This is a genomic window from Apilactobacillus kunkeei, assembly GCF_001421115.1.
Lineage (GTDB): Bacteria > Bacillota > Bacilli > Lactobacillales > Lactobacillaceae > Apilactobacillus > Apilactobacillus kunkeei_F.
Genome location: NZ_JXCW01000004.1, coordinates 33,626 through 59,511 on the forward strand (window position 1 = coordinate 33,626; position 25,886 = coordinate 59,511).

General features: G+C 35.2%; 29 protein-coding genes and 1 other annotated feature. Of the genes, 25 read left to right on the forward strand and 4 right to left on the reverse strand.

Annotated elements, in window-relative coordinates; all coding sequences use genetic code 11:
* Positions 1 to 25: 25 nt before the first annotated feature.
* The 3 genes from RZ55_RS02940 to RZ55_RS02950 all read right to left on the reverse strand — a co-directional run bounded on the left by RZ55_RS02940 (position 26) and on the right by RZ55_RS02950 (position 1,757).
* Positions 26 to 910 carry a peptidylprolyl isomerase gene (locus RZ55_RS02940; protein ID WP_225351440.1) on the reverse strand — a complete coding sequence of 295 codons (885 nt, stop codon included), beginning with the start codon at positions 908 to 910 and terminating at the stop codon, positions 26 to 28.
* Positions 911 to 1,014: 104 nt separating this feature from the next.
* Entirely contained in the window at positions 1,015 to 1,326 is a 312-nt protein-coding gene (locus tag RZ55_RS02945) for a hypothetical protein (protein ID WP_034531224.1), read from the reverse strand.
* Between the two features lie 2 nt (positions 1,327 to 1,328).
* Positions 1,329 to 1,757, reverse strand: a complete 429-nt coding sequence (locus RZ55_RS02950) for an HIT family protein (protein WP_034531222.1) — start codon at positions 1,755 to 1,757, stop codon at positions 1,329 to 1,331.
* 113 nt (positions 1,758 to 1,870) lie between these two features.
* Between RZ55_RS02950 and RZ55_RS02955 the strand changes: the two genes are divergently transcribed.
* The 3 genes from RZ55_RS02955 to trmB all read left to right on the forward strand — a co-directional run bounded on the left by RZ55_RS02955 (position 1,871) and on the right by trmB (position 4,584).
* The gene (locus RZ55_RS02955; RefSeq protein ID WP_057175714.1) at positions 1,871 to 2,608 is read left to right on the forward strand and encodes an ABC transporter ATP-binding protein; all 738 of its coding nucleotides are present in this window, start codon (positions 1,871 to 1,873) and stop codon (positions 2,606 to 2,608) included.
* The gene (locus tag RZ55_RS02960) at positions 2,601 to 3,812 is read left to right on the forward strand and encodes an ABC transporter permease (RefSeq protein ID WP_057175716.1); all 1,212 of its coding nucleotides are present in this window, start codon (positions 2,601 to 2,603) and stop codon (positions 3,810 to 3,812) included. The genes RZ55_RS02955 and RZ55_RS02960 overlap by 8 nt, the downstream gene beginning before the upstream one ends.
* Before the next feature lie 121 nt (positions 3,813 to 3,933).
* Positions 3,934 to 4,584 (forward strand): tRNA (guanosine(46)-N7)-methyltransferase TrmB, encoded by a 651-nt coding sequence (gene trmB, locus RZ55_RS02965; RefSeq protein ID WP_034531218.1) that lies wholly within the window; start codon positions 3,934 to 3,936, stop codon positions 4,582 to 4,584.
* Here trmB and RZ55_RS07320 read toward each other — a convergent pair whose 3' ends face one another.
* Positions 4,585 to 4,719, reverse strand: a complete 135-nt coding sequence (locus tag RZ55_RS07320; RefSeq protein WP_257719911.1) for a hypothetical protein — start codon at positions 4,717 to 4,719, stop codon at positions 4,585 to 4,587.
* 288 nt (positions 4,720 to 5,007) lie between these two features.
* On the opposite strand from RZ55_RS07320, the gene RZ55_RS02970 reads away from it, so the two are divergent.
* The 22 genes from RZ55_RS02970 (at position 5,008) to RZ55_RS03075 (ending at position 25,885) form a co-directional block, all read left to right on the forward strand.
* The gene (locus RZ55_RS02970) at positions 5,008 to 5,325 is read left to right on the forward strand and encodes a thioredoxin family protein (protein ID WP_034531217.1); all 318 of its coding nucleotides are present in this window, start codon (positions 5,008 to 5,010) and stop codon (positions 5,323 to 5,325) included.
* A gap of 27 nt (positions 5,326 to 5,352) precedes the next feature.
* A complete protein-coding gene (ytpR, locus tag RZ55_RS02975; protein WP_034533656.1) occupies positions 5,353 to 5,997 on the forward strand; it encodes a YtpR family tRNA-binding protein in 645 nt (214 codons plus the stop codon).
* A gap of 65 nt (positions 5,998 to 6,062) precedes the next feature.
* Positions 6,063 to 8,633, forward strand: a complete 2,571-nt coding sequence (locus tag RZ55_RS02980) for a DNA translocase FtsK (protein WP_171823253.1) — start codon at positions 6,063 to 6,065, stop codon at positions 8,631 to 8,633.
* Positions 8,634 to 8,702: 69 nt separating this feature from the next.
* The gene (murC, locus tag RZ55_RS02985; protein ID WP_034531212.1) at positions 8,703 to 10,034 is read left to right on the forward strand and encodes a UDP-N-acetylmuramate--L-alanine ligase; all 1,332 of its coding nucleotides are present in this window, start codon (positions 8,703 to 8,705) and stop codon (positions 10,032 to 10,034) included.
* Between the two features lie 71 nt (positions 10,035 to 10,105).
* Positions 10,106 to 10,801 carry a Bax inhibitor-1/YccA family protein gene (locus tag RZ55_RS02990; protein WP_034531210.1) on the forward strand — a complete coding sequence of 232 codons (696 nt, stop codon included), beginning with the start codon at positions 10,106 to 10,108 and terminating at the stop codon, positions 10,799 to 10,801.
* A gap of 106 nt (positions 10,802 to 10,907) precedes the next feature.
* A complete protein-coding gene (gene polA / locus RZ55_RS02995) occupies positions 10,908 to 13,556 on the forward strand; it encodes a DNA polymerase I (RefSeq protein ID WP_057175718.1) in 2,649 nt (882 codons plus the stop codon).
* Between the two features lie 20 nt (positions 13,557 to 13,576).
* Positions 13,577 to 14,410: a bifunctional DNA-formamidopyrimidine glycosylase/DNA-(apurinic or apyrimidinic site) lyase gene (gene mutM / locus RZ55_RS03000; RefSeq protein WP_034531208.1), complete on the forward strand. Its 834-nt coding sequence runs from the start codon at positions 13,577 to 13,579 to the stop codon at positions 14,408 to 14,410.
* Position 14,411: 1 nt separating this feature from the next.
* Positions 14,412 to 14,996, forward strand: a complete 585-nt coding sequence (gene coaE, locus RZ55_RS03005; protein WP_057175720.1) for a dephospho-CoA kinase — start codon at positions 14,412 to 14,414, stop codon at positions 14,994 to 14,996.
* 14 nt (positions 14,997 to 15,010) lie between these two features.
* Positions 15,011 to 15,481: a transcriptional regulator NrdR gene (nrdR, locus tag RZ55_RS03010; protein ID WP_034531205.1), complete on the forward strand. Its 471-nt coding sequence runs from the start codon at positions 15,011 to 15,013 to the stop codon at positions 15,479 to 15,481.
* A gap of 12 nt (positions 15,482 to 15,493) precedes the next feature.
* Positions 15,494 to 16,879, forward strand: a complete 1,386-nt coding sequence (locus RZ55_RS03015) for a replication initiation and membrane attachment family protein (protein WP_081034496.1) — start codon at positions 15,494 to 15,496, stop codon at positions 16,877 to 16,879.
* Positions 16,876 to 17,811, forward strand: a complete 936-nt coding sequence (dnaI, locus tag RZ55_RS03020) for a primosomal protein DnaI (protein WP_057175724.1) — start codon at positions 16,876 to 16,878, stop codon at positions 17,809 to 17,811. The genes RZ55_RS03015 and dnaI overlap by 4 nt, the downstream gene beginning before the upstream one ends.
* Positions 17,812 to 18,133: 322 nt before the next feature.
* Positions 18,134 to 20,077, forward strand: a complete 1,944-nt coding sequence (thrS, locus tag RZ55_RS03025) for a threonine--tRNA ligase (protein ID WP_057175726.1) — start codon at positions 18,134 to 18,136, stop codon at positions 20,075 to 20,077.
* A 44-nt stretch (positions 20,078 to 20,121) separates the two neighbouring features.
* Positions 20,122 to 20,262, forward strand: a sequence feature (ribosomal protein L20 leader region).
* A 37-nt stretch (positions 20,263 to 20,299) separates the two neighbouring features.
* Entirely contained in the window at positions 20,300 to 20,809 is a 510-nt protein-coding gene (gene infC / locus RZ55_RS03030; RefSeq protein ID WP_034533640.1) for a translation initiation factor IF-3, read from the forward strand.
* A gap of 47 nt (positions 20,810 to 20,856) precedes the next feature.
* Positions 20,857 to 21,045 (forward strand): 50S ribosomal protein L35, encoded by a 189-nt coding sequence (gene rpmI, locus RZ55_RS03035; protein WP_034531197.1) that lies wholly within the window; start codon positions 20,857 to 20,859, stop codon positions 21,043 to 21,045.
* A 41-nt stretch (positions 21,046 to 21,086) separates the two neighbouring features.
* Complete coding sequence (gene rplT, locus RZ55_RS03040) at positions 21,087 to 21,443, forward strand: 50S ribosomal protein L20 (RefSeq protein WP_034531196.1); 357 nt, start codon at positions 21,087 to 21,089, stop codon at positions 21,441 to 21,443.
* A 111-nt stretch (positions 21,444 to 21,554) separates the two neighbouring features.
* Positions 21,555 to 22,091 carry a YqeG family HAD IIIA-type phosphatase gene (locus tag RZ55_RS03045; RefSeq protein WP_057175729.1) on the forward strand — a complete coding sequence of 179 codons (537 nt, stop codon included), beginning with the start codon at positions 21,555 to 21,557 and terminating at the stop codon, positions 22,089 to 22,091.
* Positions 22,078 to 23,211, forward strand: coding sequence for a ribosome biogenesis GTPase YqeH (yqeH, locus tag RZ55_RS03050; RefSeq protein WP_057175731.1), 1,134 nt, complete (start codon positions 22,078 to 22,080; stop codon positions 23,209 to 23,211). The genes RZ55_RS03045 and yqeH overlap by 14 nt, the downstream gene beginning before the upstream one ends.
* Before the next feature lie 16 nt (positions 23,212 to 23,227).
* Positions 23,228 to 23,539, forward strand: a complete 312-nt coding sequence (gene yhbY, locus RZ55_RS03055) for a ribosome assembly RNA-binding protein YhbY (protein ID WP_034533636.1) — start codon at positions 23,228 to 23,230, stop codon at positions 23,537 to 23,539.
* Between the two features lie 14 nt (positions 23,540 to 23,553).
* Positions 23,554 to 24,171: a nicotinate-nucleotide adenylyltransferase gene (locus RZ55_RS03060; protein WP_034531188.1), complete on the forward strand. Its 618-nt coding sequence runs from the start codon at positions 23,554 to 23,556 to the stop codon at positions 24,169 to 24,171.
* A complete protein-coding gene (gene yqeK / locus RZ55_RS03065; RefSeq protein ID WP_034531187.1) occupies positions 24,164 to 24,775 on the forward strand; it encodes a bis(5'-nucleosyl)-tetraphosphatase (symmetrical) YqeK in 612 nt (203 codons plus the stop codon). The genes RZ55_RS03060 and yqeK overlap by 8 nt, the downstream gene beginning before the upstream one ends.
* 14 nt (positions 24,776 to 24,789) lie before the next feature.
* On the forward strand, positions 24,790 to 25,146 hold the full coding sequence (gene rsfS / locus RZ55_RS03070) for a ribosome silencing factor (protein WP_057175733.1): 357 nt from the start codon (positions 24,790 to 24,792) through the stop codon (positions 25,144 to 25,146).
* A 4-nt stretch (positions 25,147 to 25,150) separates the two neighbouring features.
* Positions 25,151 to 25,885 (forward strand): class I SAM-dependent DNA methyltransferase, encoded by a 735-nt coding sequence (locus RZ55_RS03075; protein ID WP_057175735.1) that lies wholly within the window; start codon positions 25,151 to 25,153, stop codon positions 25,883 to 25,885.
* The last annotated feature ends 1 nt before the right edge of the window (position 25,886 follow it).

The window sequence follows — 25,886 nt, forward strand, 5'->3', positions numbered from 1 at the left end:
TTCCGGAGCCTTTTTTATTTAACTATTATTTGCTGCTTGATGAGCTAGTTAAGTATGATGATAGGATGTTTTGTAAGTCCTTATCCTTAATTTCAACTCCACCATTCTTAAGAACCTTAGTTACAACGTTCTTTAGAGTAGTGCTGTCGCTTAACTTAGAAGTAGCAATTTGATCTTTTAGATCGTTAATGTGGTCACTGTATGAACCCTTCTTAGGGTGGTTAACCATTTGGATAATTTGGTATCCGTATTGAGTCTTAACAGGTGTCTTAGTGTATTCACCGTTTGATAACTTGTAAGCAGCTTTTCTAAATGCTGAATCGATGCTTGAGTCAGTGTTATCAAATGGAGTTACACGACCTGACTTGTTCTTGTTTGAAGTGTCTTTTGAGTACTTCTTAGCAAGATCTGAGAACTTCTTACCATCCTTAAGTTCTGAGATAACTTTTTCAGCAGTCTTCTTGTCAGATACTAAAATTTCGTTAACAGTAACTTTTGGTTGGTAGTTCTTGAATTGTTTCTTTAGGTCAGCTGTTGAGTATGAAATGTTAGCTCTAACGGCAGCCTTTAGAAGTAGGTTAGATTTTAGTTGGTTCTTGAAACTAGTAGTAGTTAAACCTTGTTGTTCAAGTAAAGTTTCAAATTCTGAACCGTATTGACTCTTGTATTGGTTGTATTGAGCGTTTACTTCTGATGAAGAAACCTTGTTACCATATTCCTTGTTCAATACCTTGTCTAAAATCATTTGTTGTAGAACTTGTTTACCGTTTGAAGTGTTCTTCATGCTGCTGTAGTATTCGCTTTGGGTGATTTTACCACCGTTAGTAACGGCAACAGTCTTATCACCACAGGCAACTAATGAAACACTTAGTAATGCACCGGCAAGTCCAACTAGAACTTTTTTATTCATAATGTAATACACATCCATTTCTTTATTTTATCTATCATTAACTGATAGTTTTACGTTAACACATAGTAAATTCTATCACAAAAAAACTTAAGAAATTTTTAAATTTATTTAGTGATATTATTAATTCTTTGGTTAATTAAATCTACATGCGGATTGATTTTGAATTGATATTCATCAATATCTCTTTGCATAGCTTCAATAGTAGGCTTTGACTTGCTAACTTCATCTTGTAACTTGGAGATGTTAGCAGTTAGCTTATTTTTTTGATCTAAAACGTTCGAAACGCCATTGATTTTATCCTTAGTAGATGAATAAACACTGTTGGCAAATTCTTTTGGATCACGTTTAGTAACAACTAGATAAGCGGCCAAACCAGCTGCAGATAATCCTAGTAGCTTTAGCATTGATTTAATCATGCTTATTCCTCCAATGAACTAATAATATTTGCTTTAATTTGTTCAAAAGCTTCTTCATTGTACTTATCTGAGTTGTCTTGAAAGCTCATAGAGAAGCCATCGTTTTCACTATATCTAGGAATAAGGTGGAAATGTGAATGGAACACAGATTGATATGCCAATTCACCGTTGTTATTTACGATGTTCATTCCTAAAATGTCTGGAGCTGATTTTTGAATTGCTCTAGCAATCTTAGGAATTCTTGAAAATACTTGTTCAGCAAGTTTTTCATCATATTCGTAGATATTAGCAACATGTTTTTTTGGCACAACTAAAGTGTGACCAGGTGTAGCTTGTGAAATGTCCAAGAATGCTTTCACATATTCATCTTCGTAAATAGTGTAACTAGGAATTTCACCATCAATTATTTTGCAGAATACACAATCACTCATATTATTCTTCCTTTCTTTGATATTACTGTGATTATATACATATTAACATAAATTAAGCTTAAAGGAACTTGTGATATAATTGACGTTAATAAATTTCATAGGGGTGATATTCCGTGTCATTAAAAGTGGATAATTTAGTGGGTGGATACTCACGAATTCCAGTACTAAAAGATGTATCATTTGACGTAAAAGACGGCGAATTAGTCGGCTTAATCGGTTTAAATGGTGCAGGGAAGTCAACCACAATCAATCATGTCATTGGATTGTTAAGACCATTTTCTGGATCAATTAAGATTAATGGAATCGCAATGCAAGATGATATTGAAGAATATAAGAAACAAATTGCATATATTCCGGAATTTCCGGTTTTATATAAAGAACTAACTTTAAAAGAACATATTGAAACCACCATTAAGGCTTATGACCTAGACGAAGAATCTGCATGGGAAGATGCTAATAAAATGCTAAAGATGTTTAGACTAGAAAATAAACTTGAATGGTTCCCTGTTAATTTCTCAAAGGGGATGCGTCAAAAGGTGATGATTCTTTGTGCGTTTATCACAAATGCCAAGCTATTCGTCATTGATGAACCATTCTTAGGTTTGGATCCTGTCGCAGTAAATGACTTGCTTAACTTAATTGAAGAACAAAAGAAAAAGGGCAGCAGTATTCTAATGTCTACCCACGTATTAGATACAGCCGAAAGATTCTGTGATCGTTTTGTTTTGATTCACAATGGGCAAATCAGAACAGAAGGAAATATTCAAAAGCTACAGGATGAATTTGGTAGCAAAGATAGTTCCTTAAATGATATTTACTTGAAGCTTGCAAAGGAAGAATCTAATGAATAGTCTTTTTAATCAGCGTTTGCAATCCCATTTCACGCAAATGTCTAAGTATTTAAGATATGTATTTAATGATTTCTTTGTGATCGCATTAATGTTTATCATTGGTGGAATTGGCTATCAATATGCAATGTTTATTAAACACCTTCAAGCAGGACAATGGTGGGAAAAACTAGTCTTAGTAGTTCTTATATTAGTTGTTATTCAACTAAATAATTTGGTCACTTTTGTAAAAAGAGCCGACTTCGTCTTCTGGTTACCAAAGGAAAAAGAATTCTTTACTTTCCTACGTGGTGGCTTAAGATACTCGAAGTCTTTGGCAGTCATTGTCCAAATTGTGGCATGGTTTGTCATGATTCCATTTATTGAAAAGGCGATGGTGACTACTAACATTGCTGCAATTTCGATGTTTTTAGTAATCATGGTTATTTTAAAGATGATGATTTTAAACTTTCAAATGATTGATAACTACCATCACAATCGTAATTCTTTGAATAATAAAATATTCTACCGCGTGATTTTTCCATTTGTGGTTGTTGCTTTAGCCACTTATATTAATGTTTATGTGGGTGTGATAATTGGCATTGTGATGTTGATTTTGTCGCATTTATTGGTTGCTAAACTCAAACTAAAAAGCATTGATTGGCAAGTAGTGATCGAAAAGACGGAAAGCCATGAAAACAGTCTTAATCGCTTCTTCAACATGTTTACCGATGTTGAAAACATGCAAGGAGCAGTTAAAAGACGTCGTTATCTTGATTCAATGTTTAAAATGTTCAATGATGACGTTTATTCAGTCCTATATTCGAGAGGAATATTTAGAGATGAGGAAATTAGTGGTTTATTAACACGAGTTTCTATTTTGGGTGCAATCATCATTGGAGCAATTAAACTAGAATGGATGGCCATTTTAATCGCATTGCTATTTATGTATTTGATTGTGTTCCAACTGATTCCATATTTTACTAATTTCGAGGACAATGTCTTTACCTCGTTGTATCCAATTAACTTTGATCAACAAGTAAAATCATTTACCAACGTGATTGGTAAGATAATGATTTTAGTGATTATTGTATTGATGATCGGTTCCATCTTCATGTTTAATTTATTAGGATCATTAATGTTATTGTTGGCGTTAGTGATTGAATGGATTTTATTGATTAAAATATATGTACCAAAGAAAATAAAAAAAGCCAGTTCAAATTATTGATGTTGCTTGACGTAGCTATTAAAAAGCCAGTAAAATAGGTAACAGAATAAAAATAGAACATTTGGCAGATTTAATTAGTCAAAACCTTGGTTTTGGCTATTTTTTATGAGGAGGATAATTCGTGAGAGTTAGAAATAAGCCATGGGCAGACGGTTATATTAAAGATAACCAAAAGTATATCGTGACTGATCCTGAAAACTGGATTGGCAAATGGTCACAACGTTTTGAAAAAGAACAACCAATTCATATTGAAATTGGAACAGGAAAGGGTCAATTCATCGTTGAAATGGCCAAAAAGCATCCTGAAGTGAACTTTTTAGGTATCGAAATTCAAAAGACAGTTATTGCAATTGCTTTGAAAAAGGTAGTTGAAGCTGATTTACCAAACCTACAATTGGTTCATACCGATGGTGCAGGTGTAGATACTTTCTTTGGTAAACATGAAATTGATACAGTTTACCTAAACTTCTCAGATCCATGGCCAAAGAAGCGTCATGCTAAGAGAAGACTTACTTCACCAACATTCTTGGATAGTTACAAAACAATTCTAAAGGAAGACGCTCCTGTCGTTTTCAAGACCGATAACCGTGGCTTATTTGAATACTCTGTAATTACTTTCAATAATTACGGAATGTACTTCGACTTATTATCACTTGATTTACACAATAGTGAATACATGGAAGATAATGTTGAAACTGAATATGAACACAAATTTAGTAGTAAGGGTCCAATCTACAAGATTGTTGCTTACTTCAACAAAAAAGAAGACTAATTAATAGTCTTCTTGAAGTTCGTTAATCCATTTGAATTGATAGTTAGAATTAATTTCAAAGTATCGTTCAATTATTTCATCGTTTTCTAAAACGTTGATAGCACCAACGTAATCTTTATTGTTATTCTTTTTCATAACCCAGCTACCGTAAACTTTACTTTTGTTTAAAGTATTTTTTGCGTGAGTTATTTGTAGGTTAATTTTTTTAATATGTTTTTCTTGCTTAATCTTTTTAGCAACTAAAACACTAGTGCCGATAACTCCAATGGCAAGGGTTGAAACGATTGCGTTTTTAGACTTAATGATATATCACATCCTTTTTGTATAGGATACATTATATTACATTCAAATTTATAATCAAACTGCATCGAAAATAGCAAGAAATAAGTTATAATAAAGAAAAAATAATTGGAGTGAATAAACATGGAACAATTACCAACAATGAACTTAGATGAATTAAAGAAGACTGTTAGCGATGGCAAGTACATGCTATTCTTCTCAGCTGACTGGTGCCCAGATTGCTCATTCATCAAACCAGCAATGCCAGAAATTGAAGCAGAATACCCAGATTACAAATTTATCGCAGTTGATCGTGACCAAAACATTGATTTAGCTGCTGATTTAGCAATCTTTGGTATTCCAAGCTTTGTTGCATTCGAAAACGGTGAAGAAATTGGCCGTTACGTAAACAAAGACAGAAAAACAAAGAAACAAGTAGAAGAATTTATCGATTCTCTATAATAATTAATATGTGGAAGGTAAGATTTAATGTTAATTGCAAGTTATAACCCAAAACAAACTGGTGACATTTTAGTTGTCATCTTGGATGAAGACGCGAAAGAACAAAAGGTAGAACAAATTGGTAATGTTGTCAGAATTTCTGATGCAGAAAACGACCACGTTACTGGTTTTAACTTTACTAACGCTTCTCAAGTACTACCACGTCTAAAGGAAGTAAACGGTGAAGTTACCTTAACTCAAGAAGATTTAGATGCCCTAAACAAGTCATTATCTGATAATGGAATTAAGGACACTATTGAATTGGATACTGATCCAAAGTTTGTTGTGGGATATGTAAAATCTGTTAAAGAACATCCTAAGTCTGACCACCTAAAGATTACTGAAACTGAAATTAATGATGGTAAGACACTACAAATCGTTAGTGGTTCTCCAAACATGCAAGAAGACATTAAGGTCGTTGTTGCCAAAGTTGGTGCAATGATGCCTGATGGACTAATCATTTGGCCTGGTGAATTGAAGGGTGAAGAAAGTAACGGAATGATTTGTTCAGGTCGTGAACTATTAATTCCAAATGCACCACAAAGACCAGGTGCTTTGATTCTACCTAACGATTACCAAGAAGTTGGAGAAGCTTTTGATTTTGATAAAGCTGACACATTATTTTCAAAATAAGTAAGAAATAGGGGATTTAAAAATCCCCGCTATACATAAATTTTTAGATTAAGGATGACGCTTGAATGGAACACTATGACGGACCTGCTTTTTACCGTAAATATAACGTTTTAGGTAAAAACGATGAATTAAAACATAATAATAAGTCTAATAAAAGTGAATCCCGAACTAATAGAGATGCAACTGTAAGACAAAGTAATGATTCTGAAGATTATCTTCTACTTAACAGAGATAATCCAATTGCTAAAAGAGCAGCCGCTTTTAAACCTAGTCATAATTCAACTAGTGGCTCAAAAGTGCAATTCTACCAAAATGAAACTTCTAGCAAATTCAGAAAAATTATGAATCAACTTGATCGTCACAATGAAGAATTAATTGGTATGACAAGTGATGATACTGGAGCTATTGATTTAGATCGAGAAGAAATTAACACTTCTGAAGACGAATCAATTGCAACTAGTCAAGCTGATGCAGTTGATAAACAATCAATCGAACAATTTAATGACATAGAAGCAGAACCATACTCAACACCTTATATCGATAGAAGTAAGGCTGCTGAAAGTGAAGCAGAAGCCAAAGAAGCAGTTGTGGCTGATAGTGAATCCGTTTCTGTAAGCGACACTGTTGCTGATGTTACTGAGACTTCAAGTAATGAAGTCCCACAAAGTGCTGAACAAAGCAATTCATCTAACCAGTCTTCATTTAATAAGTTTATGGGGATGGTAAATCATGATGTTGATGATCAACTAGTATCAGAATCAGAAAACGATGCTGAAGATGATACTCAAACTTATGACTATTACGGTGATGGATCTGACTGTAATAGTTACGCTACTTCAGATAGCGATGATATTGTCTCTTCACATGCTGAAGTAAATAATTCATCAGTTGATGGAGATACTACTCAATTTGTTTCATCTGATTATGATGTTTCAAACAATGAAGAAGAAAGTACCGAAATTGATGAAGCAGCAACTAAAACAAGTATTAATGAAGATAATGAACATGTTGAAGAAACACATGAAGAAAAGAGAAACATTGAAAATCATGGATTAGGACACTCTTTAGCATCAATCTTGAATCAAGAACAAAACGTGCAAAAAGATTTGTCTATTTTTAATGATCGTCCAGTAGCGCAATCAGACGTTTCCGAAGAAGATGATACATCTGAGGAAGAATATCACCATGATGAAAGTGTGTCTGCTGATTACGACGATAAGGGTTACCAATTCCCATCTATGAATTTGTTGGAACCATCAGATGAATTTGAAGATGATTCAATGGATGATTGGATTGAAAATCAAGCTGAGATCTTGGATGAAACACTCCGTGCTTTTAATGTGGATGCAAATGTAGTTGATTGGACCAATGGACCAACAGTTACACAATTCCAAATTAAACTTCAACTAGGGGTGAAGGTAAGTAAGATTACTAACCTAACAGATGACTTGAAACTAGCACTGGCTGCCAAGGACATCAGAATTGAAGCGCCAATTCCTGGAAAGACAACTGTAGGTATTGAAATTCCAAATCCCAAACCAAGACCGGTTAGATTATCCGAAGTATTGGATACGCCACAGTTTGAAAAGACAGATAAACCACTTACTGTTGCTTTAGGGGTCGACCTAACAGGTAAGCCTCAAATGACAGACTTGAGTAAGATGCCTCATGGTTTAATTGCCGGGGCAACTGGTTCAGGGAAGAGTGTGTTCTTAAATAGTTTATTAATTTCACTACTATACAAGGCCACTCCTGCCCAATTAAAGATGATTTTAATTGATCCTAAGGCCGTTGAAATGGCGCCTTATGATAAATTGCCACACTTACTTTCACCAGTTATTTCAGATCCAAAACAGGCTTCTGCAGCTTTGAAATGGTCTGTTAAGGAAATGGATGAAAGATATGAAAAACTTGCTGCAGCAGGGGCAAGAAACATCGAACAATTTAATCAAATGGCTGAACAAGCTGGTGAATACACCAAGAAGATGCCTTACATCTTGATTGTAATCGATGAGTTGGCCGACTTAATGATGGTCGCTTCTAATGAAGTTCAAGACTACATCGTTAGAATTACCCAAAAGGCCAGAGCGGCAGGTATTCATTTGATTGTTGCTACTCAAAGACCTAGTGTTGATATTATTACCGGTACAATCAAGAATAATATTCCAACACGTGTTGCCTTCATGGTATCCAGTCAGGTTGATTCAAGAACCATTATCGATACCGCTGGTGCCGAAAGATTACTTGGAAAAGGTGATATGTTGTACTTAGGAAATGGAGCAAGTCAATCTGCTCGTTTACAAGGTACATTTGTCACTAATGATGAAATCGAACGAGTAACCGATGAAGTTAGAAAACAAGGTGAACCTAAGTATGCCTTCCAACCTGATTCATTGTTGAAGAGCGTAAACCAAGTTGAACAACAAGACGAATTGATGCCAGATGTTTTGGAATACATTTCCAATGAAGAAACAGTATCTACATCAAAACTACAAAGAGTCTTCTCAATCGGATACAATCGAGCGGCCAGTTTGATTGATGAGTTAGAGAAGCATAATTATGTATCAGGTCAACATGGCTCCAAACCGAGAGATGTATATTTAACCGAAAGTGACTACAAAAAGTTAAATATTTAAAAAAGGGGCGCCATATCAGCTCAAATCTGATATTATAAGATTAATGAGAGATAAAAGGAGCATTTAATTATGGATGCAAAGAAAATATATCACTTTGTCGGTGTTAAAGGTACAGGAATGTCGGCAATGGCAAGAATCCTTAAAGATAGAGGATACGAAGTACAAGGTTCAGACATTGATAAATACACATTTACTCAAGTTGGTCTAGAACAAGCTGGAATTAAAGTACTTCCTTTTAACGTAGATAACATTAAAGAAGGTTTAACTGTAATTGCAGGTAACTCATTTACAGATGATCAACCTGAAATTAAAAAAGCAAGAGAAATGGGACTACCAGTATTTAGATACCACGAGTTCCTAGGTGAAATGATTAAGGGACATACTAGTATTGGTGTTTGTGGTGCCCATGGTAAGACAAGTACTACCGGTTTATTAGCCCACGTTTTATCAGGAATTGCACCTACTGATTACCTTATCGGTGATGGTACAGGTAAAGGTGTTCCAAATGCTAGATTCTTTGCATACGAAGCTGACGAATACCGTCGTCACTTCTTAGCAACTAGCCCAGATTACGCAATCATGACTAACATTGACTTTGATCACCCTGATTACTACACAGGAATCGAAGATGTTAAGAGTGCATTCCAAACATTCGCTAACCAAACAAAGAAAGGTATCTTTGCTTGGGGTGACGATGAAAACCTAAGAGACATTAAAGCTGATGTTCCAATCTATTATTACGGTACTAGAGAAGACGATGACTTTAGAGCTGTTAACGTTGTTAAGAGCACTTCTGGTTCAGAATTTGATGTTGAATACAAGGGTAAGAAATTAGGTCATTTCCAAATTCACTTATATGGTGAACACAACGTGTTGAACGCACTAGCAGTTATCGCTGTTTCATACTTCGAACACGACAACCTAGACGAAGTTCAACGTGAACTAGAAACTTTCAAGGGTGTTAAGAGACGTTTTGCACAAAGAAAAGTTGCTGACATGACTATTATTGATGACTATGCTCATCATCCATCAGAAATTGACGCAACCATTGATGCTGCAAGACAAGAATACCCAAATAAGAAGATTATTGCGGTATTCCAACCACACACATTTAGTCGTACTATTGCTTACCTAGATGATTTCGCTAAGAGCTTAAACAAGGCTGATGACGTATACATCACTAAGATTTACAGCTCACCACGTGAAAAATCAGGTAAGATTTCAAGTGCTGACTTAGCAAACAAGATTACTAAGAATGGTGGCTTAATTGAAGCTGAAAACATGTCACCATTACTTGAATATCATGACGCTGTTGTCGTATTCATGGGTGCTGGAGATATTCAAAAGTACGAAAGAATCTACGAAAACTTGTTGAATGATGTAACAAATAACATGAATTAAACACTTGTAGTTTCTTACGATTCTGGTAGAATACTTCTAACACATCGTAAACAAGGAGGTTTATGGATTTTATGAATAACTATGATCAAGCTGGACGTCGTTTAGTAAATGACGCTTTCGGGATGAACAGATTTTTAACTAAAACCTATGGATGGATGACTCTTTCAGTATTAATTTCTGGAATTGTTGCTTATCTAATGGGTGGAATGTACCACACTAGTTTTAACTATGGAACAACTATTGTAGGTTTCATTCTATGGATTGTGTTAGCTTTTGCTACTCAATCAGTTGCTATGCGTAATGCATTCGCTGGATTTATTTTGTTAGTGGTCTTTTCAGCATTAACAGGTGGATTGTTCTCATATGTATTTATGTTTTACAGTTCAACTGCAATTGCTGAAGCATTCTTTACTACTACCATTGATTTCGCCATTATGGCAATCATTGGTGTTACTACAAAGAAGAGCTTAGATAAGATTGGAACTCAAGCAATGGCTGCCTTTATTGCATTACTTGTTGTAAGTATCATTAATTTGTTCTTACACAACCCATTATTTGACCTATTCATTTCATTTATTGCTGTTATCATTTTTACAGCATTTACTGCTTATGACAGTCAAAAGATTAAAGAAGCATTTAACGAATATGGTTCTGAAGTATCAGAAAATGGTTTAGCCATTAATGGTGCGATGATTTTATACATGGACTTTATTAACCTATTCCTAAACTTACTAAGTATTTTTGGAATTGGTGACAATAACAGATAATAAAAAAGATGGTGCTTATACAACACCATCTTTTTTATTTTTTATATAATATACTATGCGTGCATGTTAAAATTAAATTATCGAAGAAAACGGTAAGGAGAATTATATGTCTGATAAGAGATTATTATTAATCGATGGAAATAGTATTACTTATAAAGCCTTCTTTGCTTTAATTAAATTAGTAGATCGTTTTACTAATAACGAAGGGGTACATACTAACGCAATTTATGGTTTCAACAACATGCTAAATATCATGTTAGATAAAGTAAAACCTACTCACGTTTTGGTAGCCTTTGATGCCGGAAAATCTACATTTAGAACAGAAATGTACTCTGATTACAAGGCTGGTAGAGACAAGACTCCTGAAGAATTAGTTGAACAATTCGACTACGTGAAAGAACTATTAAAAAATCGTGGTATTAAATATTACCAACTAAAAAATTATGAAGCAGATGACATTATCGGGACACTTTCAAAACAAGCCGATGGTTTGGGATTCGATACAACCATTGTTACTGGAGATAACGATTTAACTCAACTATGTTCAGATAAGACGACTGTATCAATTTCTAACCGTGGAGTTTCTGGTGTTGTGAGATACGATACTGACTATGTTAAAGAAACAATGGGAATAACTCCAGAACAAATTATTGATTGGAAAGCCTTGAAGGGTGATTCATCTGATAACTATTCTGGTGTTACCGGTGTCGGTGACAAGACATCCCTAAAACTAGTTAAACAATTTGGCAGCGTGGAAAACCTGTATGACCATCTTGATGAGGTTTCAGGTAAGAAACTAAAGGAACACCTAATTGAAGATAAGGATGAAGCTTTCCTAGCCAAGAAGTTAGCTAGAATTAATCGTGAAGCTCCAATCGAAATTTCAATTGATGATACAGTATATCAAGGAGATCATCTAGATGATTTGATCGCGTTTTATCGTCAAATGAACTTTAGAAAATTCCTTAGCGAAATGAACACCACTCAAAATGCCAATATGAAGGATATTGAATACGTTGAAGTTAGTGACGATACATTATCTAAAATTGCTAAACAAGGCAGCGACAAGGTGACATTTTATCTTGGTATGGATGGTGACAACTATCATGATGCTCCATTTATTGGATTTGCTTTAAAGATTAACGATAAGATCTACCTATCAAGAGATGTTGAATATTTAAAGAGTGATCAGATTAAAGCAATCATTGAAAGCAATGATGTTAAAAAAGATGTGTTTGATGCTAAGAGAACCTATGTTGGTTTAAATCGTTTAGGCATTACATTAAACAACGTTGATTTTGATTTATTGCTATCTTCATACTTATTGGACACAAACGACAATAGCAATGATTTAGGTAAGGTTGCTAATCGTCATGATTATTTTGATGTTCAATCAGATGATGATGTATATGGTAAGGGCGCTAAGCGTCATATTCCTGAAGACGACAAGTTATTTAACCATTTTGCTAGAAAGTTAAATGCCATTGACGCACTTAAAGATAAGCTATTTGATGGTTTAAAGGAAAATAACCAATGGGACCTATATACCGATGTTGAATTACCATTAACATTCGTATTAGCCAGAATGGAAATTGCTGGTGTGGTAGTAGATAAAGATGTTCTAAACGAGATGCAAAGCAAACTTTCTGAACGTTTGGAAGAAATCAAACAAAACATCTACAACGATGCTGGTGAAGAATTCAATATTGCATCCCCTAAGCAATTGGGTGTTATTCTATTTGAAAAATTACAGCTACCTGTAATTAAAAAGACTAAGACCGGCTACTCAACTGCAGTGGGTGTGTTGGAACAACTTGCTCCTGACTACCCAATCGTTGAAGCAATCCTGGAATATCGTCAACTATCCAAGATTCTATCAACCTATGTTGAAGGATTATTATCCGATATTCATGGTGATGGTAAGGTTCATACTAGATACTTACAAACTCTTACCCAAACAGGAAGACTATCTTCTGTCGATCCTAACCTACAAAACATCCCAGTAAGAACGGAAGAAGGACGTAAAATCAGACAAGCGTTCGTGCCTAGCCATGATAACTACCAAATCTTCTCATCAGATTATTCTCAAATTGAATTGAGGGTACTTGCTTCTATTTCTGGTGACAAGAACATGCAAGATGAATTTATCCATAATGATGATATTCATGCATCAACAGCCAGAAGAATCTTTGGATTAAAGGATAACAGTGAAGTAACTCCTGAACTTCGTCGTCAAGCTAAGGCCGTTAACTTTGGAATTGTTTATGGAATTTCCGATTTTGGTTTAGCTAAGAATACTGGAATTAGTCGTAAGGATGCTAAGGAATTCATTGAAAAGTACTTTGCTGAATATCCTGGCGTTAAGAAATACATGGATGAAAGTGTTGAAAACGCAAAGAAAAATGGTTATGTTGAAACTATCCTTCACCGTCGACGCTATCTACCAGATATCAATTCAAAGAACTTTAACCTAAGATCATTTGCAGAAAGAACAGCAATGAACTCACCAATCCAAGGTAGTGCTGCTGATATCATCAAGATTGCAATGATTAAGATGGAAAATGAATTAAACAAACGTGGCATGAAAGCCAAGATGTTATTACAAGTGCATGATGAATTGATTTTTGAAGCACCTGATGAAGAAATTGAAGTATTAAGCGAATTAGTATCCAAGGTAATGGACTCAGCTGTTGAACTTAATGTTCCGCTAAATGTTAAGAGCCATTACGGTAAAAACTGGTACAGTTTGAAATAAATTAAGTGAGGTTTAATGATATGCCTGAATTACCTGAAGTAGAAACTGTTAGAAGAGGTCTTACTAACTTAGTGGAAAGTGCTAAGGTGAAGACAATTGATGTATTATATCCCAAAATGATTAATGTTAGTGCAAAGGAATTCAAGGATACTCTAGAAGGCCACACTATTAATCGTATTGATCGTCGTGGTAAATACCTACTATTCAGATTTGATAACAAAATGACTTTGGTATCACATCTAAGAATGGAAGGTAAGTATGACGTAGAACCTGATGGAACTGAACCAACTAAACATACTCATATTATTTTCCATATGGATGATGACCGTGAACTAAGATACAAAGATAGTCGTAAGTTCGGTCGTATGTACTTAGTTAAAAATGGTGACGAAAAGACTCTTTCTGGTATAGGAACAATTGGTCCTGAACCAACTGATGAAACTCTAACATTTGATTACATGAAATCGATCATGAACAAGGCTAGAGGAAAGATTAAACCATTCTTACTAAACCAAAGCAATATTGCTGGATTAGGTAATATTTACTGTGACGAAGTTTTATGGTTGACCAAGATTCACCCTGAAACTCAAACTAACTTAATTACTGATGAAGAAATTGAAGAATTAAGAAAGAACATTATTGCAGAAATAAAAATGGCAATTAAGGGACATGGAACTACTGTTCACTCTTATTCAAATGCATATGGAGAAGCTGGATCATTCCAAAACCATCTACATGTGTATGGTAGAAAAGGTGAACCTTGTGAACGTTGCGATACCTTATTAGAAAAGATTAAGGTTGCTCAACGAGGCACAACATTCTGTCCTAACTGTCAAAGAAAAGTGGTTGAATAACATGACAAGAGTAATTGGTTTGACTGGTGGCATTGCCACCGGGAAATCAACAGTGTCTAAGTATCTGGCAAGTGTTGGGTACGAAATCATTGACGCTGATAAAATTACTCACCAGGTTCAATCAAAAGGCAGCAAAGGTCTAGAGGCTATTGCTGCCTTTTTTGGTAAAGATGTTATCAAAGAAAATGGTGAGTTAAATCGACAAAAATTAGGTTCAATCGTGTTTAACGACAGGTCTAAACTAATTGAACTAACCAGAATCATTGATCCATTCATTCGAAGTGAAGTAATCAGAATAATTAATGAGACTAAAAATGATGTGGTCATCCTGGATGCACCGACCTTGTTTGAAAATGGTTATCACTTTATGTGTGATGACATTATTAGCGTTGTTTGCGATTTTGATGAACAAGAAAAGCGCCTGATGGAACGTGATTATTTATCTAAAGAAGAAGCGGATTCAAGAATTAAGAGCCAATGGCCTTTAAAAATTAAGGCAGAATTGTCCACTTATGTGATTGATAGTAATGGAAGCATTATGCAAACACGCAATCAAGTGGTAAAATTGTTTAATAACATAGATTAATTGAGGTGAAACATATGCAATGTCCTCATTGCCATAAAAACTCTTCGAGAGTAGTTGACAGTCGTCCTGCCGAAAATGGCCAGGTAATCAGACGTCGACGTGAATGTGAAAATTGTAATTACAGATATACAACATTTGAAAGAATTGAACAAACACCATTATTAGTTATTAAAAACAACGGCAATCGTGAAGAATTTGATCATGAAAAGATTCTTCGTGGAATTATTCGTTCTGCTGAAAAACGTCCAGTGCCAATGGATGCAATGACATCTATCGCAGATAAGGTTGAAAACCGAATCCGTTCATTAGGTGAAAACGAAGTGTCCAGCCAACTAATTGGTGAATACGTGATGAAAGAACTAGTGAATGTAGATGAAATTGCTTATATTCGATTTGCTAGTGTTTATCGTCAATTTAAAGATATGACGGTCTTTTATAATGAACTAAAAGAGGTATTAGATAAGGACCAAAAAAATAAGAAATAGCGGGGAATTAATATGACAGATCAATGGCGAGAGGTAGATCCTCTATCCAAGTTTATATTGTTGGCAGATGATGACTTATCTGACTTACAAAGAACTTCTTTGGATGTTTTATATCAACCAATCATTGGTGTCTTGCCCTATGCTTTGATTAACAATTTTTGGCGTATGAGTCATGAAAAAAAGACACATCAAGCACATAGTCATTTTGAAACCTTGTCTTATTTGAGTGTCGATATGAAATCATTCTACGATGCCCGCTTGAGATTAGAAGCGTCTGGGTTGATGAAGACATACATCAAGACTAGTGATAAGGGCGAAAAACAATACGTTTATCGTCTAGTTAGTCCACTATCCGTTAATGATTTCTTTATGGATGATTTACTAAGCGTTTCACTATTACAAGTTATTGGTGAAGATAGATACGTTGACTTATACAATGAATTTATCAGACCTGGATTTGATTTATCCGAATATAAAGACGTCTCAAAAAACTTTCTTCAAGTGTTTAACATTCGTGATAGTGAAGTTACCAATACACCAAAGGCAGTTCAACGAGTAAAAAATAGTATTAAAGATAATAGTAATGACGTTAAAGCTGGTCCAGTCATCGAAAAAAGTGATGACTTTGACTTTAACTTGCTATTAGACATGCTAAATCAATCTTACGTTAATACATCTGATGTTAAGAAGAATATCAATCTGATTAATTCAGAGCATCAATTGTACGGTATCGATGAGATTGAAATGGCTAAATTGATTGAAAAGGCAACTAATGTTACCAATAACGTCTTTGATCCAAACAATTTTAAGATTTTGGTATCAAGACAATTTCAATCAAATGCGGCTAACATATCACGTGAAGCCACCACTGCTGATAAATCTACTGAGACAGATAGCAGTGAATTAAATGCTCAGGAAAGACAATTGATTAAGTCGGCTAGTGAATATGCACCAATCGAATTTTTAAACTATTTGAAGAACGCCAAGGGTGGTTATGTTCACAGCAATGAGGAACGCATGATTTCTGACTTGGTTTCTAGACAAATTCTAAAACCAGAAGTAATCAACATGATTGTTTATCATCTACTAATTGATCAAGAAAAGTCCGGTTTAAATAAGAACCTCTTTGAAGCAATTGCAGATAACTGGTCACAAAATAATGTTACCAATGCAAGTAAGGCAATTACTTTCATCAAGAACAGACAAAAAGAATTAAATAAACCTAGTAGGAAACGTGCTTATAATAGTCGTAAATTGAATGTTAAAGAAACCCTTCCTGATTGGGCAAAAGATAACGAAAAACAAAAAGAATATGGTAAAGTTAGAGATTATACTAGACAGGAATTAGAATCTAGGCTTGAAAAGTTTCGTAAAAACAGAAAAGAGGGTAGAGAATGAAAAACTTAAGTGATGAGTTTGCAAAGACTTTAAGCAAACCAAAATACAATGAACGTTACCAACAATCAGTCAATGCTGTTTTGAATAACGAAGACGTTAAGTCATTTTTAAACAAGCACAAAGACGAGTTGGAAGATGATGTTGTAAAACGCTCAATGTCCAAGCTATATGAATTCGTGCAAGAAAATAACAAGCTAAAGAATAATCAACCCACAACAATTCCTGGATATACGCCAGTATTGGTCGTTAACAAGGGCTTGGTTGATATTTCATATGTTCCCACTCAAGAAACTAAGGATAATATGAAGAAGGCTAAGGTACTCAAACGAATTCATGCAGTAGAAATGCCTAAAAATATCAAAGATATTACTATGGATCAGTTTGACTTAGGTGGAAATGATAGCCTTCGAGGGAAAGCTTTTGGAGCAATTTCTGATTTCATCGAGGAATATACCAACACTCCTAAGAAGTGGCACCAAGGGATGTATCTATACGGTGAATTTGGTGTTGGAAAAACCTTCCTAATGGCTGCAATGGCAAATGAATTAGCCAAGAACGGATTTGAAGTAACATTGGTTCACTTCCCGAGTTTTGCAGTTGAAATGAAGAGTGCGATTTCAAGTAACTTGGTTGCTGACAAACTAGATGCAATTAAGAAGACGCCAGTCTTAATCCTAGATGATATTGGTGCTGATTCTATGTCATCATGGGTAAGGGATGATATCTTAGGTGTTATTCTTGAATACAGAATGCAAAATTCACTAAGTACATTCTTTACTTCAAACTTCTCAATGCAACAATTTGAAGAAGAACACTTAGCTATTAACAATAAAGGTGACGTAGAACCACTTAAGGCTAAACGAATCATGCAACGTGTTCACTACTTGGCAAAAGAAGTAGGGATGTTTGGTCAAAATCGTCGCCCACAATAATTAATGCTTGACAATTTAAGCGTGACTGTCGATAATAAAGACAGTTGATAAAAGACATGATTTCAAATCTCGACTTACAGGGAGAGGATACATTTGCTGGAAGTATCTTCATGTTCAGGTTTGAGGTTACCACTTTTATTTTAAATCAGAGGAAAATTCTGAATCGGGTTGTTTCGTTATAGACTATTATGAGGCCTATTTGTTTGTGCAGATAGGTAGAATTCGGGTGGAACCACGTTTATAACGTCCCTAGTGTCTATTTATTTAGATGCTAGGGACTTTTTTGTTTCTATTCGAAAATTACACAAGGGAGTGCTCTATTATGGCAAAGATTTCATTTGAATTTCCTGACGGTAGCGTAAAAGAATTCGATCAGGGAGTAACTACTGAAGATATCGCTAAATCAATCTCAATTAGTTTAGCTAAGAAATCAGTAGCTGGTAAGATTGACGGAAAAATGGTTGAAATTGATTTACCACTTGAAAAAGGTGGCAAGATTGAAATCGTTACAAAAGATACAGAAGATGGTCTAAAGGTTCTACGCCAAACAGCTTCACAATTATTAAAAGCTGCCCTTGCTGACCAATTTAACAACATTCAATTTGGTGAAAGTACTTCTGATGAAGATGGTTTCTTCGTTGATACTGATAAACGTGACTCACAAGTTAGTGCTGATGAACTATCACAAGTAGAAGAACGTATTAACAAAATGGTTTCAGACAACGTAAAAATCGAAAGAAAAGTATTATCTCTAGAAGATGCTTTAAAGCAAGTTGATGGAGATCCATACCAAGCTAAGTTAGTTAACGAATTAGCTGAAGACGGTCAAGTTGTCTTTTACCAAATCGGTGACTACCTAGGTTTAGGCGAAGGTGTTGTATTACCAGAAGCTAAGGCTGTTAAGGAATACAAGTTACTTTCAGTTGCCGGTGCATACTGGGAAGGTAAATCATCAAATCCAATGCTACAAAGAATCTTCGCTACAGCATTCTACAAGAAAGCTGATTTAGAAGAAGATTTAAAGAGAAGACAAGAAGCTAAAGAAAGAGACCACAGAGTTATCGGAAACAAGTTAGACTTATTCTTCGTTGACCCTAAGGTTGGTGCTGGTTTAGCTTACTGGATGCCAAATGGTGCTACTATCCGTCGTGTTGTTGAAAGATACATCATCGATAAGGAATTAGCTAACGGTTACCAACACGTTATTACACCAGTTCTAATGAACCTAGATGCATACAAGACATCTGGTCACTGGCAACACTACCGTGAAGACATGTTCCCACCAATGGACATGGGTGATGGTGAAGAACTAGAACTACGTCCTATGAACTGTCCTAGTCACATTCAAATCTTCAAGCACCACATTCGTTCATACCGTGAACTACCAATGAGAATTGCTGAACTTGGTATGATGCACAGATACGAAAAATCAGGTGCTTTATCAGGTCTACAACGTGTTCGTGAAATGACTCTAAATGATGGTCACACATTCTTAAGACTAGACCAAATCCAAGACGAATTTAAGAAGGTTCTTGGTTTAATGGTTGAAGTTTACAAAGACTTCGATATTAAGAATTACCACTTCAGATTAAGTTACAGAGATCCTAAGAACACTGAAAAGTACTTCGATGATGAAGAAATGTGGAGCAAGTCACAATCAATGCTTAAGGGTGCCATGGATGACCTTGGTTTAGACTACGTTGAAGCAGAAGGTGAAGCAGCATTCTACGGTCCTAAGCTTGATGTTCAAACTTACACTGCAATGGGTAATGAAGAAACTCTATCAACTATTCAATTAGACTTCATGCTACCTGAAAGATTTGATCTACACTACGTTGGTGAAGATGGTGAAGAACACCGTCCAGTTATGATGCACCGTGGTTTAGTTTCAACTATGGAAAGATTCATTGCTTACCTAATCGAAGTATACAAGGGTGCATTCCCAACTTGGTTAGCTCCAAAGCAAGTTAAAGTTATTCCAGTAAGTATGGAAAAATACGGTGACTACGCTAAGGAAGTTAACAATAAGTTAGCTGCATTAGGTATTCGTTCAAGTGTTGATGACAGAAACGAAAAGATGGGTTACTTAATTCGTGATGCTCAAACTAACAAGATTCCATACACAATCGTTGTTGGTGAAAGTGAAATGAACTCAAACCAAGTTTCTGTACGTAAGTACGGTGAACAAGATAGTGAAAGTTTAAGTCTTGATGACTTCATCAAAGAAATTCAAGAAGACATTAGTAACTATTCAAGAGAAAAATAATAAATGTTATTGACATGTACCACTCATGTGGTATTATATAAGTAACGAAAAAGCAGAAGCATCCCGCTTCTCGCCTGAGTGATCGAAAGAGATGGCTAGGCATGATATCGGATTAACCTTTGATTTAATGTTCAAAGGACCAAAAGCGGGTGCTCAACTGTGGGCATCCGCTTTTTTTCTGCTTTTTAATATACTTGGAGGTGAATTACCATAGCAAACGATATGATGGTTAATGATGGAATTCGAGCTCGCGAAGTTCGTTTAATTGGTGCTGATGGTGATCAATTAGGTATTAAGTCAAAGGACGAAGCAATGCAAATTGCTGAAGCTGCTGGATTAGATCTAGTAGTTGTTGCTCCAAAGGCTAAGCCAATGGTTGCTAAAGTTATTGATTACGGAAAATACCGTTTCGAACAACAAAAGAAAGCTCGTCTATCTCGTAAGAAGCAAAAGGTAGTTAGTGTTAAGGAAATTAGATTAAGTCCAACTATTGATACTAATGATTTTAATACTAAGTTGAAGAGAGCTAAGACATTCATCGCAAAAGGTGAAAAAGTTCGAGTTTCAATTCGCTTTAAGGGACGTGCCATCACACATAAGGAAATTGGTCGTGATGTTTTAAACAGAATGGCAGATTCTACATCAGATGTTGCTAGCGTTACTCAACGAGCAAAAATGGATGGAAGAAGTATGTTCCTAATGCTCGCACCTAAGTCAAGCGATAAAAATTAGATAGTATTTTTATAATACTTAAGTTAAATTAAGGGAGGATTTTTTCAATGCCAAAGACTAAATCAAATCGTGCAATTGCAAAGCGTTTCAAGAAAACTGCTAAAGGTGGTTTAAAGAGTGCTAACGCATTCACAAGTCACCGTTTCCACGGTAAGACAAAGAAACAACGTCGTAACCTACGTGGTACAAGCATGGTAAACGATACATTAGCAAGCAAATACACAAAGATGTTTTAATTAATACTTTTAAGTAAGACATAATTTAGGAGGATTTAAATATGCCAAGAGTTAAGGGTGGAACAGTTACTCATGCACGTCGTAAGCGTGTTTTAAAAGAAGCTAAAGGTTACCGTGAAGGTAAGCACAGTCTATTCAAGACTGCTAAAGATCAAGTTATGAAGTCACGTGAATACGCATTCCGTGATCGTCGAGCAAACAAAGGAAACTTCAGAAGATTATGGATTGCTCGTATCAATGCTGCTGCTCGTATGAACGGCTTAAGCTACAGCAAGTTAATGCACGGTTTGAAACTTTCAAACATTGAAATGAACCGTAAGATGCTAGCTGACTTAGCAGTTAACGATGAAAAAGCATTTGCTTCATTAGCAGAAACTGCAAAGAAAGCTATTAAATAGTCTATAAAAACTTTCACCACTTAAGGTAAGTAGGTGGGAGTTTTTTTCTTATTATGGGCACTGCTATTTTTGGTGCTCATACAATACATAATATTATTGAGGAGAATTAAAATGATTTCTAAGTTTAAACCAACATGGATGATTCCAGTCGTATATAATATTTCACCATCAAAACTAAAAGACATGGGGATTAAGGCCGTTTTTAGTGATCTAGATAACACCTTGATTCCTTGGAACAATCCTGATGGAACTCCTCAATTAAGAGAATGGATATCTGAACTAAGGAAAAACAATATTGAATTAATTGTTATTTCAAATAATAAACATAACCGAGTTCAAAGAGCGCTAATAAGTTTGAAGTTAAACTTCATTTCTCGCTCCTTAAAGCCACTACCTAGAGGTATTAATAAAGCTTTGAGAGATTACCATTTACACCACAAAGAAGTAATTATGTGTGGAGATCAATTATTAACTGATGTTTGGGCTTCCAACAATGCAAACGTTAGAAGCGTGCTAGTTAAGCCATTAATTGAATCCGATGCTTGGAATACTAAGCCTAATCGCTTCTTAGAAAAATTAATATGGAAAAAATTAAGAAAAAAATATGATGATTTAGACTGGCAGGAGGATATAAATGACAGAAATTAATCAATTACAAGACGAAGAAATTAGATGTATTGGTTGTGGTGCGTTAATTCAAACCACAAATCCAGATAAACTTGGATACACTCCTAATTCTGCGCTTGAAAAGGGCAAAGAAAGTGGCGAAATTTACTGCCAACGTTGCTTTAGATTACGTCACTACAATGAAATTTCACCAGTTAGCTTAACTGATGATGATTTCTTGAAGTTATTAAATCAAATTAGAGATGCCAATGCGCTTATTGTATACTTGGTTGATGTCTTCGATTTTAACGGAAGCTTAATTCCTGGATTACACCGTTTTGTAGGTGATAACCCAATCATGTTAGTTGGTAACAAGTCTGACTTACTACCAAACTCACTAAAACGTTCTAAACTAAAGGATTGGATTAGACAACGTGCTAACGAAGCTGGAATTCGTCCAATTGATGTTGAACTAGTTTCCGCTAAGACTAATGAATCAGTTGATGATTTATTAAAGAACATCGACAAGTACAGAAATGATCGTGATGTTTATGTTGTTGGTGTTACTAACGTTGGTAAATCAACATTGATTAACCAAATCATTAGACAAAATACTGGAATCAAAGAATTAATCACTACTTCAAGATTCCCTGGTACTACACTAGACAGAATCTCAATTGATTTGGAAGATGGTCATGAATTAGTAGATACACCAGGTATCATTCATAAGGAACAAATGGCACATTACCTAAACGGTAAGGACCTAAAGATTGTTCAACCACAAAAGCCAATCAAGCCAAAGGTTTACCAATTGAACCCAGAACAAACACTATTCTTTGGTGGTGTTGCCCGTTTTGATTACGTTCAAGGTGACAAGAAGCATGGTTTTACTGTTTATGTTGAAAACAACTTACTAATTCACCGTACTAAGTTAGCAAATGCTGGCAGCTTCTATGACAAGCATTTTGGTGAATTATTAACTCCACCAAGTAGTGAATCAATTGATGATTTTCCAGAATTGGTTCGTTTCGAATTCAAGACCAATCAAAAGAGCGATTTAGTATTCGAAGGACTTGGATGGATTACCGTTCCAGCAGGTGTAGTTGTAGCTGGATGGGCACCTAAGGGTGTAGACGTATTAGTTAGAAGAGCAATGATATAAAAAGCGAGGTACAAAATTGAAATTACGCGGAAAACAAAAAAGATATTTAAGATCACAAGCTAACAGAATGAAGCCTTTATTCTCTGTTGGGAAGAATGGTTTAAACGAAACTTGGTTAGAACAAGTATTGGATGCTTTACACAGACGTGAACTAATCAAGGTTAACATTCAACAAAATTCTGATTTAGAAGTTAGTGATGTTCAAGAATACATTGAAGCAAACAGTGACATCAATGTTGTTCAAACAATTGGAAAAACATTACTATTATTCTTGCCTGCAAGTAAGGAAAAATTCCAAATTTACTCTGTAGAAGTTAGAAATATTTAGAGGAGTTCTTATCAATGCATAGTGAAAAGGTGCAAACTTTACCTAAGTTAAAATCTTTAAACAAGCGCAAAAAAATCGGGATTATTGGTGGAACCTTTAATCCGATTCATAATGGTCATCTATTTATTGCGGATCAAGTAAGGAGTCAATTAGGACTAGAGAAGGTATATTTTATGCCTGATTTTATTCCACCTCATGTTGATCATAAGGATGCGATTGATGCTGATGACCGCGTTAACATGGTTAATCTAGCAATCAACGATAATGATAAGTTTGACATTGAGATGTTAGAAATCATCAATCGTGGTAAAAGTTACACCTATAACACTATGGTAGAATTAAAGAGAAGACATCCTGATTATGAATACTACTTTATTATTGGTGGTGACATGGTTGAATACCTACCTAAATGGTATCGGGTTGATGATTTATTCAAACTAACTCATTTCGTAGGTGTCAGAAGGGAAAACTATCCAATGTCGACCAACTATCCCGTGATATGGGTAGATGTCGCCAAGCTGGATATATCTTCAACCTTAATTCGTAAACTGGTATCTAACCATCAATCAATTCGATACTTGGTTCCAGATGCAGTTTTAAAATATATAAAGGAGCATCATCTTTATGAATAATGTTGAATTAACATATACAAATAAGTACATCCCTTTATCTAGAGAAGAACTAATCGAAAAACTAAACAATGCTTTAACCCAATCAAGATTTGAACACGTTTTACGTGTTGAACAAATGGCGATTGAACTAGCAAAGAAAAATGATGTAGATGTTGAAAAAGCAAGTGTTGCTGGACTTTGCCATGATTACGCTAAGCAAAGACCAGATGACGATTTCATCCAAGTAATTAAGAAGTACCGTTTGGATGATTTGTTGTTGCAATACGGAAATGCAATTTGGCATGGTGAAGTTGGTTACTTAATGGTTCAAAACGAATTGGGTGTTACTGACATCGACATTTTGAATTCTATTAAGCATCACACCACTGGTGCAAAGTACATGTCAAAGTTAGAACAAATTGTATACATGGCTGACTATATCGAAATGGGACGCGACTTCCCTGGTGTAGAAGAAGCACGTGAGATTACATTTAACAATCTAGCTGACGGGGTGGCATATCAAACTAAGCACACTCTACAATATTTAATTAGTGCTAATAAACCCGTTTATCCAAAGACCATTGATACCTATAACGAATGGGTAAATGGATCAAACATCAAATAACGAGGAGATTTCAAATGAATAGTAAAGAAAAATTAGAAGTAATTGTTAAAGCAGCGGACAGCAAGAGAGCTCACAACATTGTTGCTTTAAACGTTCACGAAGTTAGTTTAATGGCTGACTACTTCGTAATCATGGATGCAGCATCAAACAGACAAGTTAAGTCTATTGCTGACGAAGTTGTTGACCAAGCTGAAGAAGCTGGTATCAGTGTTAAAGAAGTAGAAGGTAAAGATACTGCTAAGTGGATTCTATTGGACTTAGGTGACGTTATTGTGCACGTATTCCAAGAAGATGAAAGAGAATACTACAACCTAGAAAAACTATGGTCAGATGCTGATTCAGTAGACGTTTCAGAATGGGTTAAGGACTAGTCAAATGATTTATCAAGAATTCGCAAAATTCTATGATGAATTATTTGATGAAACGATGTATGATCAATGGCTTTCTTTTGTAAAAGCGAATGTATCAAAGAATAATTCAATTATGGACATGGCTTGTGGAACCGGACGCTTATTAGCGCTATTGGCCGCTCAAAACTATAATGTTTGTGGTATGGATTTATCTGAAGACATGCTTACACTAGCTGAAGAACATTTAAGAGATATCAAACCCGATATGCCATTAATTCAAGGTGATATGACTGAGATGGAAGGAATCCCTAACTTTGATGTAATTACCTGTTTTGATGACTCATTATGTTACTTACCAGATCAAAACGTATTACAAACTGCGTTTGAAAAGGTACATGAACATCTAAACGATGATGGACAATTCTTATTTGATGTAATTACGCCATATCAAACAGATGTCGTATATCCGGGATACATGTATAATTACCATGATGATAGCAATGCTTTCATGTGGCAATCATACTTGGGTGACGAAGATCACTCAGTAGAACATGACTTAGTATTTTTTAAGTACAACGAGTCAATCAATGCATATGATCAATTTAGTGAAATTCATTTGGAAAGAACTTATAAACTTGATATTTACATTGATTTATTAAAGAATGCAGGATTCAAAGATATCAAGGTTAGTGCAAACTTTGGTAAAGACGAAATCACTGATACTACAACCAGATGGTTCTTTGTATGTAAGAAGGGATGAT